This window comes from Shinella zoogloeoides, from assembly GCF_033705735.1.
Classification (GTDB): Bacteria; Pseudomonadota; Alphaproteobacteria; order Rhizobiales; family Rhizobiaceae; genus Shinella; species Shinella zoogloeoides_A.
Genome location: NZ_CP131130.1, coordinates 1099578 through 1115474 on the forward strand (window position 1 = coordinate 1099578; position 15897 = coordinate 1115474).

Annotated in this window: 16 protein-coding genes; all 16 read left to right on the forward strand. The window is 60.8% G+C overall.

Going from position 1 to position 15897, the window contains the following annotated elements; all coding sequences use genetic code 11:
- Nucleotides 1–64: 64 nt before the first annotated feature.
- Nucleotides 65–1375 carry a phage major capsid protein gene (locus ShzoTeo12_RS05670; RefSeq protein WP_318911623.1) on the forward strand — a complete coding sequence of 437 codons (1311 nt, stop codon included), beginning with the start codon at nucleotides 65–67 and terminating at the stop codon, nucleotides 1373–1375.
- Between the two features lie 31 nt (nucleotides 1376–1406).
- Nucleotides 1407–1844 (forward strand): hypothetical protein, encoded by a 438-nt coding sequence (locus ShzoTeo12_RS05675; protein WP_318911624.1) that lies wholly within the window; start codon nucleotides 1407–1409, stop codon nucleotides 1842–1844.
- Between the two features lie 11 nt (nucleotides 1845–1855).
- Nucleotides 1856–2335 (forward strand): hypothetical protein, encoded by a 480-nt coding sequence (locus tag ShzoTeo12_RS05680; protein WP_318911626.1) that lies wholly within the window; start codon nucleotides 1856–1858, stop codon nucleotides 2333–2335.
- 176 nt (nucleotides 2336–2511) lie between these two features.
- Nucleotides 2512–3138: a hypothetical protein gene (locus ShzoTeo12_RS05685; RefSeq protein ID WP_318911628.1), complete on the forward strand. Its 627-nt coding sequence runs from the start codon at nucleotides 2512–2514 to the stop codon at nucleotides 3136–3138.
- 32 nt (nucleotides 3139–3170) lie between these two features.
- The gene (locus ShzoTeo12_RS05690) at nucleotides 3171–3794 is read left to right on the forward strand and encodes a putative Ig domain-containing protein (RefSeq protein WP_318911629.1); all 624 of its coding nucleotides are present in this window, start codon (nucleotides 3171–3173) and stop codon (nucleotides 3792–3794) included.
- Nucleotides 3794–4195: a DUF3168 domain-containing protein gene (locus tag ShzoTeo12_RS05695; protein ID WP_318911630.1), complete on the forward strand. Its 402-nt coding sequence runs from the start codon at nucleotides 3794–3796 to the stop codon at nucleotides 4193–4195. Before ShzoTeo12_RS05690 ends, ShzoTeo12_RS05695 begins: the two co-directional genes overlap by 1 nt.
- On the forward strand, nucleotides 4195–4719 hold the full coding sequence (locus tag ShzoTeo12_RS05700; RefSeq protein ID WP_318911632.1) for a hypothetical protein: 525 nt from the start codon (nucleotides 4195–4197) through the stop codon (nucleotides 4717–4719). Before ShzoTeo12_RS05695 ends, ShzoTeo12_RS05700 begins: the two co-directional genes overlap by 1 nt.
- Nucleotides 4720–4977: 258 nt before the next feature.
- On the forward strand, nucleotides 4978–5436 hold the full coding sequence (locus ShzoTeo12_RS05705; RefSeq protein WP_318911633.1) for a phage tail tube protein: 459 nt from the start codon (nucleotides 4978–4980) through the stop codon (nucleotides 5434–5436).
- An 8-nt stretch (nucleotides 5437–5444) separates the two neighbouring features.
- Nucleotides 5445–5912, forward strand: a complete 468-nt coding sequence (locus tag ShzoTeo12_RS05710; protein ID WP_318911635.1) for a hypothetical protein — start codon at nucleotides 5445–5447, stop codon at nucleotides 5910–5912.
- 83 nt (nucleotides 5913–5995) lie between these two features.
- Nucleotides 5996–6181, forward strand: a complete 186-nt coding sequence (locus ShzoTeo12_RS05715; RefSeq protein WP_318911637.1) for a hypothetical protein — start codon at nucleotides 5996–5998, stop codon at nucleotides 6179–6181.
- Nucleotides 6182–6184: 3 nt separating this feature from the next.
- Nucleotides 6185–9985: a tape measure protein gene (locus ShzoTeo12_RS05720; RefSeq protein ID WP_318911638.1), complete on the forward strand. Its 3801-nt coding sequence runs from the start codon at nucleotides 6185–6187 to the stop codon at nucleotides 9983–9985.
- Nucleotides 9985–10617, forward strand: a complete 633-nt coding sequence (locus tag ShzoTeo12_RS05725) for a hypothetical protein (RefSeq protein WP_318911639.1) — start codon at nucleotides 9985–9987, stop codon at nucleotides 10615–10617. Before ShzoTeo12_RS05720 ends, ShzoTeo12_RS05725 begins: the two co-directional genes overlap by 1 nt.
- Nucleotides 10617–11270 (forward strand): DUF2163 domain-containing protein, encoded by a 654-nt coding sequence (locus ShzoTeo12_RS05730; RefSeq protein ID WP_318911640.1) that lies wholly within the window; start codon nucleotides 10617–10619, stop codon nucleotides 11268–11270. The genes ShzoTeo12_RS05725 and ShzoTeo12_RS05730 overlap by 1 nt, the downstream gene beginning before the upstream one ends.
- A gap of 280 nt (nucleotides 11271–11550) precedes the next feature.
- Entirely contained in the window at nucleotides 11551–11955 is a 405-nt protein-coding gene (locus ShzoTeo12_RS05735) for a DUF6950 family protein (RefSeq protein ID WP_318911641.1), read from the forward strand.
- Nucleotides 11955–14387, forward strand: a complete 2433-nt coding sequence (locus ShzoTeo12_RS05740) for a phage tail protein (protein WP_318911642.1) — start codon at nucleotides 11955–11957, stop codon at nucleotides 14385–14387. The genes ShzoTeo12_RS05735 and ShzoTeo12_RS05740 overlap by 1 nt, the downstream gene beginning before the upstream one ends.
- Nucleotides 14384–15886 carry a hypothetical protein gene (locus tag ShzoTeo12_RS05745; protein ID WP_318911643.1) on the forward strand — a complete coding sequence of 501 codons (1503 nt, stop codon included), beginning with the start codon at nucleotides 14384–14386 and terminating at the stop codon, nucleotides 15884–15886. Before ShzoTeo12_RS05740 ends, ShzoTeo12_RS05745 begins: the two co-directional genes overlap by 4 nt.
- The last annotated feature ends 11 nt before the right edge of the window (nucleotides 15887–15897 follow it).

Below are 15897 nucleotides of genomic sequence, written 5' to 3' on the forward strand. Positions count from 1 at the left end.
GCACCCCGAAGGGACACAAGCTGCCGAAAGGCGGCTTTTTTTATGCCAACAGGAGAAACAATCCATGAACATGGCACAGCTTCGCGCCCGGCTGAAAGAGCTGAACGGCGAACTCAGCGTCCTCATACAGAAGGACGCTCCCACCGCCGAAGACATGGCGGCGATCGAGCAGAAGCTCGCGGAAATCGAGGGTGTCGAGAAGGACATCAACACGCTCGAGCGCGCGACCGCCGCACAGGCACGCGCCAGCCAGCCGGCAAATGCACCGGCAGGCACCGAGGAGCGCACGGTCCCAGCGCAGGTGAAAAAGAACCTCTCCGCCGCCGAGAAGGTTGGCACGCTGGTCTTCTCCATGGCCAAGGCGCACAAGATGTACGGTAAGGGTACCGAACACGTCTTCAAGACCATGGAAGACGCCGGTTATGCGGCCGTCGCTGAAGAGTTCACGACCGCCCGCGCCCTGAACTCGTCCGCTGCCGCCTCGGGCGGCGTTCTGGTGCCGGAGGACATGTCGAGCGAGATCATCGATCTCCTGCGTCCCCGCACCACGTTCCTCCGCGGCAATCCGCGCAACGTCAGCCTGGTGTCCGGCTCCTACAAGCTGCCGGCGGCTGCCGCTGGCGCCACCGCGCAGTGGCGCGGTGAAGGTGACGCCATCCAGGCGAGCCAGCCGAGCTTCAAGGACATCAACCTTGTGGCCAAGTTCCTCGACTCGCTCGTGCCGCTGACGAACCAGCTGATCCGCTGGTCGCTCGCCGATGTTCGTTCGTGGGTCGAACGTGACATGTCGCTGGCCATGGGTGTTGCGCTCGACGGCGCCGCATACTTCGGTCCGGGTACTGTCCACTCACCGCTCGGTATCACCCGCATTCCGGGCGTTCACCGTGTCGGTGCTCTTGGCGGCACTGCACCCTCGATCGCGGAAATCGAAGGCACCGCACGCGGCCTTGAACTCTCCATGGAGAACAAGGACCTGATCATGAACAGCACTGCCTGGGTCATGGCTCCGCGCACCCTGCGCTTCCTGTCCGACCTTCGCGGTAACAACGATCAGCTCCTGTATCCGACCCTCCAGGGCGAGAATCCGGTCTGGCGCGGTCGTCCGGTCTTCAAGACCACGCAGGTCAAGATCAACGGCGGGGCCTCCACCGACGAGAGTGAACTGCTCCTCGTCAACTTCGACGACATCTACTTCGGCGAGGGCGCCGGCATCAGCTTCGCCGTTTCGACCGAAGCCACCTACGTCAAGAACGGCAAGACGATCTCGGCGTTCCAGAACGATCTGACGCTCATCAAGGCGTCGATGGAGGCCGACGTCGACGTCGCCTACACGGAAGCCGTTGCGGTGGCCGAAAAGGTTCGTTGGGGCGCGTAAGCGCCCCTCTGACCCTCCAAGCAAGGAGCAGGTGATGAAAGTCGTAAAAGCGACCGGACTCGTTCCGGTCCATACCGCCACCGACAAGCGGGTGTTCGGGGTCTATCCCGCGCAGGCTGCCAAGGGCATTCAGGACGGCACCCTGATCGCCGTCGAGATCCCCGATGACATCGAGACCTTCGAAGTCGCTCTTGCACCGGCCCCGGCCTCTGCCCCGGCCGAGACTCCGGAAGACGCCGAGGAGGTCAAGATCCCGGATGACTGGGAAGCGCTCCATTGGGCAACGCAGGTCGTCATCGCAAAGGGGATCCTCAAGGCAGAATTGCCGGACCTCTCCGACAAGAAGCCTGCCGACGTTGCGCGCGACATCATTCGAGATGAACTCGCTCGTCGCGCCTCTGGCGCCAAGTCTCCGGACGGCTCCGGCGACACCACCCAAACGACCGGCAACGCCGGCGAGAACGCATAAGGAGATCCTCAGTGCGCGATAAATTTCTTCTCGGCGGCTCCTATAGCCGTTCCGACCGGCAGTTGGGCAGCGTGACTGCCGAAACCGAACAGAACGGCGAGTGGGTCGGGCGCCTCGGCGACAAGGGTATTGCCCTTTCTGCCAAGCTCATCGTCAGCTACTCGGCGGTGCTGTCCGCTGGCGAGACTCTCACGCTCGCCGGCAATTTCCAGGATGCTCTTGATGCCGCCGGCACGGGTGCTGCGGACTTTGGTGAAGCAGTGCCTGCCACTGTGGTCGCCACCGGTGACTCGGGCGGCTCGACGGAGGAGGGCACCGCCGAGATTGACGTTGACCTGTCCGGCGCCCGGGAATTCGTCCGCTCCCAGGTTACCGTCGCAACGTCCGGAGCCGGCACGCTGGCCTATAGCGCGGTCATCGTCTTCTACGGCGATCATCGCCAGCCGAATACCAAGGCCATCGCCGCGGTCGGCACGGCGGACAGCATCTGAGCCGTGCGCTCGGCAGGGAAGGGCGGTTCAGTCCGCCCTTCAAATTCCCGGAGGTGGCAATGGCTACTGACAAGGCTGAGAGTGGGCCGAAGCCTGCTCCGCAGGGTAAGGATACCCCGCGCGTGACGCGTGACATGGTCGTCGGCCGGCGCGGCTCTTACAGCACCCGGTGACCCATGCTCGATATCGAGATCATTGAAGGGCCAAGTGATACTGGCCTCAGTGTCGTCACCCTGGATGAATTCGCGCGTCATCTCCGCCTTTCGGCGAGACTGCGGACGAATCCCGACTGGATCCTGAACATGACGGACGCCTTGAATGAGGCGGTCGACAAGCTCCACGGCCTATCCGGAGAGCTCAATCGGATGGTGCTCCCCTGCAAGGTGAGGCGCTATCTGCGTTCTTTCCCTTCGACGGGCCGGCCAATTCTGCTTCCATACCCAGATGTGATCTCGGTCGAGGCGATCACCATCGAAGACGGTGGGAGCCCGGCCAACGATCTGCCTGCGGCCGCCTATACGGTGGAGAAGGGCAAACTGATCCCAGAAATCCACGCGATAGGCTCTTGGCCGAGTGTGGTGGCAGGTCCGCGCGCGGTTTCCGTCACCTATCGCGCCGGCTATCGGGAGTACCCCTTTCGCCTGAAGCGACTGGTCAAGACGTTGGCGGCGCATGCGCTGGAGAACCCAGAGGCTACGATCAACGAGCCTCGGCAGATGGCGGTCAACCGCAAAGTCGATTTCGGTGTTTCTGACGACCGAGCGGCTCTCCGAATCCCAGTCAGTTACGATGACTGGATGTAGCGAAGTTGCCGGGCGCCGGCGAGGAATGATGCATGCGCATTGGCAGCCAACGTTGTCTCTTCACCGTGATGCGTCGCGTGCAGGTCGGCGTCACCCGAAGCAACGAGCCGAATTTTGTCTGGCAGGATTGGCGGCCAGACGTTTTCGGCGAAGTTGCGGTCAAGCGCGGCAAGGAGCAGTTCGATCCGGTCGGCAAGAAGCGGTACGCTGAGGATGTTTGGCAGTTCCGAACCAGGTACGACGAGGTGGCCGGCATCGATGCAACGATGAAGGTCAGTCACGAAGGCAACGTCTACGACATCAAGGCCATCCTGCCCGACGGCCAGCGGCATATTGACTGCCTCATTGAAGCCACCCTGCAGGATGGAACCCTCGGCGGAAAGCCCGTCACAATAGCGATCACCGGCGCTATCGAACCGGGCATTGTTGGGCAGGCTTATCCCGGCTTGAAGATCAGCGTGGCTGGCGGCATGGCGCCATACTCCTTCATCGTCGAGAGTGGGGCCATTCCGCCTGGTCTTGAGCTCGGTACCAACGGCGAGCTCGCCGGCACGCCGACGCAGGCCGGAACCTATTCCATTTCGTTGGATGTGGTTGACGCCAACGGCGCGCACGAATCCTTCCCGACTTTCGAACTGGTGATTGGGGATCCCTGATGTCGTCGATCATCATCGTGAACCGGCTGCTGTCACGTCATCCAGGAGTGTCGGGCTTGGTGCAGAACAGAATCTACCCGATCCAGGCTCCGCAGATGGTCGATGGCCCGTACATCGTCACGAACGAGACCTCCATCAAGGACCATCCGACGACGGAAGGCGCGGGCGGCTACTACAAGGATCGTGTGACGATCGAGACGATCGCTCCGAGCGGTGATCTGGCGCTCGAAATTGCTCAACAGGCGATGGTTTGTTTGGACGCGGTCCTTGATCTGAAGGTTGATCGGTACAGGGACGTCACCTGTCTTTTTGCCGGCGTGGGCATGACCGACTCGAATGATCGCAACAATGAAGCGCGGCGCATCCTTCGACAATATTTCGTGTGGTGGAGGCTTCCCTGATGGCGCCGTTCCGAAAATCCGGAGTCACGGGTGACAAGGAGCTTGTGGCCAATCTACGCGAACTCGCGAAGGGCTTCACGCCGGCTGAGATTGACGCCGCAGCGACCCAGTCGCTTCGGCCTATGCTGGCAAAGACGAAGAACAGGCTGAAGAAGGCTCGAAACTTCGTCGGGAAGTATCCCGGGTTCCCGCAGCCGAAGGTACCACGTTCTGGTGGCCACGTTGACGAAGGCATCGTGGTGCGCAAGCAGAGGGTCCAGCGGAAGAACAAGCGCTCGTATCGTCTCGGGGCGACGCGGCGCTCGCGGTATCTTCTCCATCTCGTGGAATTCGGCACAGCTCCTCACTTCCAGCCCAACTTTCGCGGCGGGTGGCAACACCCGGGCGCGCGGGCACATCCCTCGCTCATTCCCTCGTTCGATGAGGAAGCGAGCAAGGTTCCTGGCACATTCGGGAGGCTTATATGGAGCACGATGGCCAAGAAAATCTCCAGGATGAAGAAGGCGCCGCGACGCCGGCGCTAACCCTGGACGAACAGCCGCAACTGCGGCGCCGGCGGGCTTCGAAGGCCGAGCCGGCACCATCAAGAGACGTTGGTGACTGGAAGTATCGGCCGTGGAACGGGATCGACCATTGGGTCAATCCGGCGACCGGCGCCAGCACCTTCAATCCGAAAAACACCCGCTAACGCACGAGGCCGACGGCCCCGTTTAGGCAACCGGAAACGGCGGCCTGCGTCCGCGCGCCTTCACGGCGCCAACGACCAACAGGAGATTTTCCCAATGAGCCAAAAGTCGACCGGTAAGGCCGGTATCGGCGTCACCCTGCAGCGCGGCGACGGTGCCTCACCCGAGGTGTTCGCCACCATGGCGAACGTCACCCAGATCTCGGCCGGCGGCGTGACCGTCAACATGATTTCGGCCACCCACCTCGATTCCCCGAATTTCTATGCGGAATTCATTCCGGGCCTGAAGACGGCTGACGAGTGGACCGCGACGATGCAGTGGGATCCGTCTGATCCAACCCAGAACGGCACCACCGGTCTGCGCAAGCAGATGGAGGACCGCACGAGCGCCACGTTCCGCATGAACACCGCCGCGATCGGCCTCGCGGAATCGCTTTATGCCGAGTGCTACGTCCAGCAGATCGGCAATATCGAAATCACCCCGGAGGGCATCATGACCCAGCCGGTCACGTTCCGGCCGACCGGCGCGCCGTACATGCTTCCGAATACCCCGTGAGGTGATCTATGTCCGACGCTATCACTAACCGTCATGCGGGTACGGTCGCCCTCCCGGAGGCGGGCGAGGGCGTCTATCTCCAGTTCGACGTCAACGCCTTCGAACAGCTCGAAACCGCCTTCTCAGCACAAGAGGACCATATCGCCCACATCATGAAGGGCATGGTCCAGATGAAGGTCAGCGTCTTCGCCAAGGTTCTGTCAGCAACGCTCAAGGGCGAGACATCGAAGGTCATGCCGTATGGCCTGAAGTGGGAAGAACTCACCGATCGCGTCATGGATGCGCTCTGCCTCGCCATCCACGGCCGAACTGCAGCTGAGCAGAAGGAAGTGGAGATCGAGGAGATCAACAAGCGCATGATGGACCGGCTTCAGGGAATTGAAGCCCACCCCCAGGCGGCGGCGATTCTCTCCTTGATGTCTGCTGGTCAGCCGGTGCCAGAGCAGGACTCAAACCCGGAGAAATCCGCCGCCTAACTCCCCACGACCTCCTCCGTTTTGCAAAACATGTCGGCATCCGCCGGCAGGAGGATCAGGTCCACGCTTCATGGCTCACCGCCATGCTTACCGGCACGGCGACTAATGCGCCGAAGAGCTTCCCCAAATCTCCCGACGAGTTGCTGAAGAAGGCGACCCCTGCCGAGCCGATGACGCCGAAGCAGTGGGCGACGATGATTCAGTACCTGAGCGGAGGGAACCGGACGAAGCCGAAGAAGAAAAACAAGGGCTCCGCCCCGAGGCAGTGAGACATGGCGACTGAAGTCGGCAACATCCACATTGGTCTTTACGTGGATGTTGGCGAGAGCCGGCGTTTCACGGACGTAGCGAACATCGTCGAGCGAAGCTCAATGCGGATGAACTCCGCGTTGGGCAACACCTCGTCGGCTGTTCGTTCGCTCCGTGGGCACATGAGCCAGACGATGCAGTTCCGGATTGCGCAGAATTCACTGCGCGACCTGACTCGTGCCACGGACGCTGCCACGCAACTGCGCGCCGCAATCGTCGGCCTGTCGACCGTCGCCACCGGCAGCCTGACCGGTGCATTTTCCGCGGCCTATCTGATCAACCTTGCTGACAAGGCTCGGCTGCTCAACAACCAGATCCGAACGGTCACGGACACCTCGTCGAATTTTGGGGCGGTCCAAGAGTCGCTCTTCGACGTCTCGCAGCGCACGCGCTCGTCGTATGAGGCTACGACAGTCCTCTATTCGCGCATGGCGCGCGCGACTGAGCATTTCAGCTTCTCCCAGCAGAAGCTGCTCCGCACGACAGAGACCATTCAGAAGGCGTTCGCAATCGGTGGCGCCACGCCACAGGAAGCGCAGGGCGCTGCAATCCAGCTCTCTCAGGGTATCGCATCCGATCGTTTCTCGGGCGAGGAATTCCGATCCGTAGCTGAGAACGCCCCTGTCCTCCTGCAAGGTATTGCCAAGAGCTTGGGCGTGAATATCGGCAAGTTGCGCGAAATGGCGCACGCCGGCGAGCTCACCGCTCAGACCGTCACGGAGGCAATCCTTCAGTCAAGCGATGCGATCGACGCGGCCTTCGCCAAGATGACGCCGACAGTCGCACAGTCTTGGACGCTGCTCGACAATGCGCTGATCCGCTATGTCGGCGAGGCCGATCAGGCATATGGCGTCACCAAGACGATCGCCTCGGCAATCCAGGGACTGGCCGATAATCTCGAAGAGGTGATGTATTGGATCACCCGTGTCACGGGTGGTCTAGCGCTCGTCTACGGTGCCCGAAAGGCAACCATGGCGACGCAAGGCGCGATTGGTGGCGTTCGCGCCGGCAACGCAGCCGCGCGCAATGTCGTCACCGGCATCATGGACGAGAGCCAAGGCATCTCGAACCGCTTGCTCGCCATCGAGAAGGAGCGGGCCTCCGTCACGTCTCGAGTAGCGAGCGCCAACGCCGCAGTCGTTTCCAGCCTTCAGCGCCAGGTTGAGGAAGGCAAGAAGCTCGTTCGGGACAACGCGCTGCGCGTTCTCCAAACCTCGGACGGGTCCAAGGCTCAACTACAGGCTATCGCCCGATACGAAAAATCGATCGCGAACCTCGAAACTCGCATGCAGCGCCTTTCGGCGGTGCCGGCGGCTTCGTCACAATCGGCCGCCGTGCAGAAGCAGTTGAAGGATCTGGACGCCGAGCGCGCAGTCCTCATTGAGCGGCAGGTGCTGAACACCGAGAAGCTGACGGCGGCCCAGAAGCGCCTCAGTGTGGCGCGCCGTGGCTGGGATGGGTTCGTCGGCGCCTTCGGCGGTGGATGGGGTCTCGCGATCACGGCGACGCTGGCGATCGCTGGCGCCGCAATGGCGAAGTTCGCCGCTGACGCACAGCGCTCCGCGGAAGAGTCCGCTCGGATCACCACTCAGCTCAAGGACCTCGGCTATCTCGCCCAGGACGCTGCCACGGCGATGGACGGCTTCGCCCAGAGCGTCGCCGGCCGGCAGGTGTCGAAGCTTCAAACCGAACTGCAGGATCTCCAGAAGGACGTCGACAAGACCGTCGAGGCGCTTCGTGAACTCGACATCTCCACTAATGGGCTGTTCGACAAGATCAAGTTCCCTGAGTTCGACGCAAGCGTCGATGACGCTTGGAATGCGCGCACGGACTACGACATCAATCGCGGCAATGCCGCGACCGCGGTGGGCGAGGCGCTCGCGAAGCTTCGCGACGAGATGATCCAGACTAGAGGATTGTCTGCCGAGCTCCGCAAATCCTTTGAAGAGATTGCACTCGCCAATCCTGACCTGTCTTCGATCGTCCTCTCCTTCATCACAATGGGCGAACGCCTGAATGCGCTGAAGAAGGCAACTGACGACTGGCGGGAGTCGATCAAGAAAATCCGCGAGGACGCCGACAAGCTTCCTCAGGAGAAATACTGGAACAGCCGGACGGAGGCCGCTGAAAACCAGAGGAAGATCGCGGCGGCGCAAGAGCTCGTCGTTACCCATCTCGTCGACGAGGCGAACCTATCCGACGCGGAACGTCGAATTCGCGCGATCATGGATAAGATCGTCAAGGACATGGAGAAGGCTGGCGCGGTCATCAACAGCGCCGCAGTTCGCGCCGATGCAGAGCGGATCTATTCGTCGGAGAAGACGAGCGAAGCCGTCGACGGTTTCACCGACCGTATCATCAAGGGGGAGTCAGGCGGGCGAAAGAAGGCTCGGCCTCTTAACGCAGACGGGTCGCAGCGTTCGACTGCTTACGGGCTTGGTCAGTTCATCGAAAAGACCTGGCTCGACCTCTTCAAGAGGTACTTCCCGGATGAGGCGGCGAACCTCTCGAGGTCTCAAATCCTCGAACTCCGGACGAACACAGAGAAGTCGCGCGCGCTCATCGATGCCTATGCTCGTGAGAATGCGGCCGTCCTTCAAAAGGCCGGCCTCAGCGTCGATGAGGTTGCTCTCCAGCTTGCCCACTTCCTCGGGCCCCAGGGCGCGGTGAACGTTCTCAAAGCTGCTCCGGGGACCGCTGTCAGCAAGGTGCTTTCGGCGGACGCCATCAAGGCGAATCCGGAAGTCCTCGGTGGCGGCGCCACGGTCGACGACGCCATCGCCTATGCGCAGCGCCGGGCTGGAATGGATACGGATGGCACCCGCCGTCTAGACTCCCGCGACGCGTTCAACAACGCCCTCGGCCAGCAGCAGAAGATGCTGGAGGCGCTGATCGCGGAGACCGGCATCCGCTCGACGCTCAACCCGATGGTCAATGACTACGGGAAAGCGCTCTCCACCCTTGAGGCCGCGCAAAAGCTTCTGAACGAAGCCCAGGAGCAGGGCACGGCCGCCGGTCAGGAACTGAAAGACGTCCAGCAGCTTCTGAAGGGCGACTTTAGCGCGCTCACGCCTGAGGCTCGGGCCCAGGCCGAGGCCATGCTTCTGGTGGCCACCAAGATGGGTGAGGCGGCTGCTGCCGGCAAGCAAGTCGAGGAATCTCAGGAGCGCCTGCGAGAACGCTTCCAGATGTCCTCCGAGCTCGGGAAGGACATCTTCCGAGGCGTCATCAGCGACCTGAAGGATGGGGCATCTCTAGGCGACATCCTCTCGAACGTCTTCGACAAGCTCATCGACAAGATGATTGAGATGTCGCTCATCAACCTGTTCGATGGCACCGAGGGCAAGGCCGGCGGTGGCATGCTCGGCGGCATGTTCAACGGCTTCTTCGAGTGGTTGGGCTTTGACGACGGTGGCTACACGGGCCACGGCGGCAAGAAGGAAGTCGCCGGGCTCGTCCACAAAGGAGAGGTAGTCTGGTCGCAACGTGACGTTGCCCGTGCGGGTGGCGTTGCAGCGGTGGAGTCTCTCCGCCGCGGCTACGAGGACGGCGGTCCAGTTGCCGTCCAGATGCCGTCGACCCCGCAACAGTGGGCCGAACGCAACCAGTCGATCCAGATCACGATGCCTATCAACATCGATGCGGCCAATGCGGACGCCGCCGGCTTGGCGCTATTGCGCCGGCAAGTGGAGGCTCTCGAGCGAAGCCTTCCCAACCGCATCGTCCAAACTGTCCAGAACGCAGAGAAACGCGGGGGGCTGTGATGACCATTCAGTTCCCCCGCGATCTTCCGGCCGTGGGTTACCAGCAGTGCGACTTGATTCTTCGGGACGGCGTCGTGGCTTCTCCATCGGGAAGCGCGCCCGCCGGCCGAATGCTGATCAACTACACCCAGGTGTCGCCGACCGTATGGGAGGCGACGCTTGGAACGGTGCCAATGACCTTCGACCAATTCTCGGAGTTTGAAGCTTGGTGGCTCACGCTCCGTGGAATGCGCGCCGCGCGCTTCCGGCGGCCTTTCAATGGATATCCTCGTGCTCATCGCGAAAATCACGCGCCGGCCGAGGTGACTGGCCTGCTCGGGAGCGTAACGAACGGCAACGAGCTTGTGGTCAACGGCGTCTCCCCGGGCCTCGTGCTCTCGGTAGGCGATCAAATCGGCCTTGAGCGGCTCAACCGGTTCTACCTCGGTCGCGTCGTTGAGGTTTCCGGCTCGGGCACTACGAGGAACCTCACGGTCGAGCCTCCGCCATTTGCGACCGTGTCTCAACCGAATGCGGTCGTTCGGTTTGTCCGCCCGGTGCTCATCATGCGGCCGGTACCCGACAGCTACGAGGTCTCCGTATCCGGTGACTTCCTTTACAGCGTCACCTGTAAGCTGATGGAGAGTGCGTAATGCTCTCAAGCGAGGTGAAGGACCTCTATGACGCCGGCCGCATCGCGACCAGGCAGATGATCAGGTTCGACTTCGGTACCGGCACCTATGGTTACATCGCCGACAAGGACGAATTCACCCATGGGGGCCTCACCTATCAGCCGTTCGGCCTAATCGAGGTCTCCGATCTCGGCGGTGGTGTTGGCACTACCGCCGACGGCAACTTCACCCTTCGTCTGGCAGCGAGTGAGGAATTTGACCTCACGCCAGAGATGCTCACGCAGATCGAGGACGAGGACTACCGAGACCGTCCTGTTCGCGTGATGGATGCCCATTTTCATCCAGACACTGGAGCTCTGCTCCAGGTCGAAACGGTTGCTCGTGGCTACATCGACACGATGGAGCATTTCGAGAGCCCGGAGGGTGGCGCCTACATCGAGGCCGCCTGCGAAGGCCGGCAGCTCGACTACACTCGTAAGAACGGCCGATTTCGAACGAACGCTGATCAGAAGAAGCGGGACGAGGGCGACATGTTCTTCGAGCATTCGGCTCTCTCCGGCCGAATCGAACTGATCTGGGGGCGCTCCGGTCCTTCCGGCGCACAGCCCGCCCCAAACCGCACTTCGTGGCAGGGGACCGTATCCCGCGGCTTCCTTGGCTTGTTCAGGCGCTAAATTCTCAACTCGATAGGTATTCCTATGAAACGCAGGTCATTCCTAGCGGCGCTCTTCGCTGCGCCTATTGTGCCGGCCTTGGGCAATCGTCCCGTTGGCCAGATTGATACCTCCGCACCGGTGGTCTCGCCAGACCTTCATAAAGAGCTCGGCGAGTGTTCGCAGCGACTCTCGATGAGGATCGCAGATCTGGGAAAGGTGAGGGCAGGGGTATTGTCGTCGCGCGACGGCAGTTTCGTCCTCGACCTTGGCGCCGGTCGGCTTTCGTTCCGCTCCTGACATGCCAAGGCATCTCGATTGGCTCAAGCGCCTTCACGATGTGATCGCGCGACACCAGGCGTTGCCAGCAAGCTTCGGAATTTCGGATTGCTTCGTCATCGCCGATGACTCGGTCGAGGCCGTGACCGGCCGACGGATGTTTCCTGATGCGAGGGGATACACGACCCCTGCCGGCGCCGCCAAACAGTTGCGGCGCCACGGCTTTGCATCTCTCCGCGAGGCATTCGCGTCGAAGTTCCAGGAAGTGCCGGTCCTCATGGCGCAGCGCGGAGACATCGGCGTCTACGACAACGATGGCGAGATATCCGGCGGCGTCTTCACCGCTGTCGGCTTCATGACGCGCGGCGCCGAAGAGATCGTCTTTCTCCCGCCAAGTGCAGCGCTCGCAGCTTTCAGGGTTGAATAATGGGTTTTCTTGGTCCGCTCATTGGCGCCGTCGGGACCTTTATCAGCAGTCTCGGCGTCTTCGGCAAGCTCGCGCTCGGCATCGGTCTGCAGCTCATCAGCTCCAAGATCCAGAAGAACCGTGCGAAGAAAGCTCAACAGCAGGCCGGTGGCGTCCAGTTTGAACGCCAATATGGGGAGAACGTTTCGCGCCAGGTGGCGCTTGGCCGCGTCGGGATTGCCGGCCATGACGTCTACGTCAACACCTATGGAAGCGCGAACAATTATCTGCAGCAGGTCTACGCGCTTTCTGATTTCCCGTGCGATGGCCTCGTTAAAATCTGGGCTGGCGGCAAGGAAGTACCGCTCAGCGATCAGGGCGGCGGCTTCTATACGGTGACGAGCGGCGACTACGCCGGCCGCATGTCCTTCCAGTTCTATGACGGCACCCAGACGTCTGCCGATGCCAAATTGATCTCTGGCTCGAACCCCGGCGGTCGCTGGACGGAAAATCACATCGGGACTGGTATCTGCTACCTCGTGGCCTACCTGACCTACAATCAGGAAAAGCTGGCTCAATTCCCGGACTTCTTCTTCGAACTGCGCGGCGCTCGACTTTACGATCCGCGGCGAGACTCGACGGCGGGCGGTAGCGGGCCGCATCGCTGGGGGGACTATTCGACCTACGAGTTCACGGAAAATCCCGTGATCATGGAGTACAACTATCGCCGCGGCTTCGCCGTGAACGGTGACGTGTTCCTGGGCATGGAGATGTCGCCGCTTGATCTGCCGGTGGACCGCTACGCGATCGCCGCCAACATCTGCGACGAGATTACCTCCTACGGTCCCCGGTATCGCTGCGGCGTGATCCTTGATGCGGATCTGGAGCATCGCGACAACATCGAAGGGCTGATGCAATCCTGTGGAGGCATCATCGTCGATAACGTTGACGGCTCCTGGCCGCTCATCGGGACCGAACAGCCCATCGTTGAGGTCATCACGGACGACGATTTGGTCACGGCCGAGCCGGTGCGCTTTCGCCGTTTCAAGTCTATGTCCGACATCGTCAACTCGGTCCAAGGCACGTACCCAGAACCGTCGAACCTCTGGTCGCCCGTTGGCTACGACACGCAGACCGATGCCACGCAGGTGGCCCTTGATCGCCGTTCACGCGACTTCAAACTCGATTTTCCTGCCGTTCCCTACAAGGCGCAGGCCAATCAGTTGGCGGCGATCTATTACAAGGAGAACCGCTTCGAGCGAAGCGCCGAGATTGTGCTTCGACCGCGGTTCCAGACCATCAACGGCGGCGATTGGATTTTCTGGGACTCGCGCAACGAGAAACGGCGCGGCATCTACATGGTGTCGAGCAGGTTGATCAAACCGCTTGGTAGTGACGGGCCGCGCAACGTGGCGCTTAAGCTCGTTGAGCGTGACGGCTCTATCTATGACAGCGTCGGTGTTCTGCCGCCTGTTGTGCCATTCCCTCCCGGAGAGCCGGTCTACGTGAACGAACTGCCGGACTATGCCGTCATCCCGGTAATCGCCACCGGTGCCGACGGTCGAACGTATCCGGCATTCCGCGTGTCCTGGTCGACCATCGTCGATCCGACCGTGGTCACGGTCGAGGTGCGTTGGCGGATCAAGACAGAACCCACGAACATCTTCACGCGGTCGGTCGCGGCGGACGCAAACATCGCGTTCGTTCAGGAGGGCATCGTCAGCCTGACGGAATACGAATTCCGGTATCGGCTGATCGTCGAGGGCCGGGCGCAGCCGCCGGCGACGGGCTGGGCAACTGTCACGTCGCTGGACGGCGGCAACGCCGATCTGGAAGTCGGTCTGAACAATCTCAAGCAGGAGGTAAAGGACCGCTTCGCCGAGTTGCAACAGGGGCTCGATGACACGCGGCCTCTGCTGGAGCAGATCCTGACGAACCAGCCGACGCTTGCCCTCGTGGCCGATGAAGCGCGTCGTCGTCTGGCTGTGGAAGTCGGTAACAACCGCGCGGCTTTTGACGAGCAGGTCGTCGTTGTCGCGACGGAACTAAATGCGCTGGCCGAGCAGATCACCGACGTCACCGTAGCTGTCGATGACCGCTTTGCGCAGGGTCGTATCCGCTTCACGGCAGCCGCCGATCAGACTGGGGCGCTTGCGCGCTTCTCCGTGCAGCTCCGCGTCACAGAAGGCGATGCCTGGAACGATTCCGGCTTCTACCTCCAAATTGTCGACGTTGGTGGCGATATCCAGTCCGAGTTCGCCGTCATGGCCGACCGGTTTGTGGTGCTCAATCCGGGTGATCTCGACAACAACTTCCTGCCGATGGTTTTCGAGGACGGTGAGTTGAAGCTCCAGATCGCCAATATCGGATTGGTCCGATCCGGGAGACTGCTCTCTCAGAACGGAAAGGTTGATTTCGATCTCAACGCAGGAAGGTTGGTCTTCAAGTCATGAAAGAGGTTCTATTCGGCCGCGACTATGAGGGCATTCAGTCGGTCAAGATCACGAAGGACGGCATTGTCGCCGCCGAAGAGCCCGACGCGAATGTCGGGTCCTTCCTCTATAATTCGAAGTGGGCGGCAGATTTGCGGCTCTCTGGCATGGATTTCACCATTCGGAAAGCTGTGGACACCCTGGAGCCGCCGGGGTCCACGAACGGCACTTATACCAAGCGGACGATTCCGTATTCGATTAGCAACAATGACATCTTTATCCGAAATTCCCGATTTCCCTCCTTGCTGTACGATCTTCCTCTTTCGGATATGAAGACCAGGGATCTGAGCACGGGAAGGTTTATTGGTGTTCGATTTAACGAGACCCTTCATCATTATGATCGTCGAGGAGGAAACTGGCAGACGATTTCTTCCTGGCTAGGCTGGGGTAAAGATATAACAGCGAGCGCAAGCTCGACGTATATGGCTTATGGCACGTATATCAGGGAAGATTTCACTGGAGTTTCGGTCGAAGGTAGGGGAAAGCAAACTCTCGTAGCCTGGAACCTTCCCGGTGATGAAAGCCCGATCCTCGATAGTACGCCCGGAACGGCTCCGGAAGGCACCCCGGCTATCATGATCGACAATACGGGAGTGCGGGTCGCCAAGCCGGGGTATGACGTCAACAACATCACCCGACCCACGCAGTTAGCGCTGGACACAGCCAATAGCCCCACCAAGATCATCGGTGCGGCAGATATCGAATGCCCTTCCGGTCTCTCTTCCTATGACATTGGGATAAGCATCCCAACCGACGCCGTTGCAGACGTTTTCGCGTATCAGGGGTCCACGATCACGTTCCCGGCGAGTCCGATTGCCGTGCTGACCGAGAATGCCAATCAGTTCGGTGTGGAGTACTCGTTTAGCGGAACCTCCATTCAATTCTATAATCCCTATGGCCCGTGCCGCGTTCGTTTCATGGTGTATGCAGTCGGCACTGATGCGCCTACGGCGGGAGATAACGACGTCCTTCGGCAGTTCGAGGTTGGCGGCGAGAATGTCGTCCAGATCCTGCGACCGGGCGCTGGCGAGAACCCGAACTTCTCCGACATCGTCATAGATAGCCGGTGGCCGTGCATTCAGATTCTGAAGCAAGGGTACATCCCGGTCGGCACGGGCGAACTCACACACGTCGTCGACTTCAACGGAAGCGGCTGCTTTCCCATCGTGAAGTGGATGACGGTTCACGGCCCGAGAGGCACTTTTTGGAGCAAAGGCGTTTCGCCTCCCAAGATCAATGTCTGCGGCGCAAAGAAAACCGTTTGGACTACAAAGATTGGTGGCGATACGACGTACTGCGAGATCGAGCCGAACAGGGCAACGTTTTATACTTTCAGAGGGAATCCCATAGAAATGTATTACGCAAATGTACAGGATCTGGACTACGGCATAATTTCAGTCACTAACGATCCTGTTCCGATACTTGGCCTTCGCTACTACATCCTCGGCATCCCGGCTTAGCTAGCCCCGCA

What these genes read in the sequence shown, in the direction of transcription:
- ShzoTeo12_RS05670 (WP_318911623.1), top strand. Translation starts at nt 65, where the DNA reads ATGAACATGGCACAGCTTCGCGCCCGGCTGAAAGAGCTGAACGGCGAA.
- ShzoTeo12_RS05685 (WP_318911628.1), top strand. Translation starts at nt 2,512, where the DNA reads ATGCTCGATATCGAGATCATTGAAGGGCCAAGTGATACTGGCCTCAGT.
- ShzoTeo12_RS05690 (WP_318911629.1), top strand. Translation starts at nt 3,171, where the DNA reads ATGCGCATTGGCAGCCAACGTTGTCTCTTCACCGTGATGCGTCGCGTG.
- ShzoTeo12_RS05695 (WP_318911630.1), top strand. Translation starts at nt 3,794, where the DNA reads ATGTCGTCGATCATCATCGTGAACCGGCTGCTGTCACGTCATCCAGGA.
- ShzoTeo12_RS05700 (WP_318911632.1), top strand. Translation starts at nt 4,195, where the DNA reads ATGGCGCCGTTCCGAAAATCCGGAGTCACGGGTGACAAGGAGCTTGTG.
- ShzoTeo12_RS05705 (WP_318911633.1), top strand. Translation starts at nt 4,978, where the DNA reads ATGAGCCAAAAGTCGACCGGTAAGGCCGGTATCGGCGTCACCCTGCAG.
- ShzoTeo12_RS05710 (WP_318911635.1), top strand. Translation starts at nt 5,445, where the DNA reads ATGTCCGACGCTATCACTAACCGTCATGCGGGTACGGTCGCCCTCCCG.
- ShzoTeo12_RS05715 (WP_318911637.1), top strand. Translation starts at nt 5,996, where the DNA reads ATGCTTACCGGCACGGCGACTAATGCGCCGAAGAGCTTCCCCAAATCT.
- ShzoTeo12_RS05720 (WP_318911638.1), top strand. Translation starts at nt 6,185, where the DNA reads ATGGCGACTGAAGTCGGCAACATCCACATTGGTCTTTACGTGGATGTT.
- ShzoTeo12_RS05725 (WP_318911639.1), top strand. Translation starts at nt 9,985, where the DNA reads ATGACCATTCAGTTCCCCCGCGATCTTCCGGCCGTGGGTTACCAGCAG.
- ShzoTeo12_RS05730 (WP_318911640.1), top strand. Translation starts at nt 10,617, where the DNA reads ATGCTCTCAAGCGAGGTGAAGGACCTCTATGACGCCGGCCGCATCGCG.
- ShzoTeo12_RS05735 (WP_318911641.1), top strand. Translation starts at nt 11,551, where the DNA reads ATGCCAAGGCATCTCGATTGGCTCAAGCGCCTTCACGATGTGATCGCG.
- ShzoTeo12_RS05740 (WP_318911642.1), top strand. Translation starts at nt 11,955, where the DNA reads ATGGGTTTTCTTGGTCCGCTCATTGGCGCCGTCGGGACCTTTATCAGC.
- ShzoTeo12_RS05745 (WP_318911643.1), top strand. Translation starts at nt 14,384, where the DNA reads ATGAAAGAGGTTCTATTCGGCCGCGACTATGAGGGCATTCAGTCGGTC.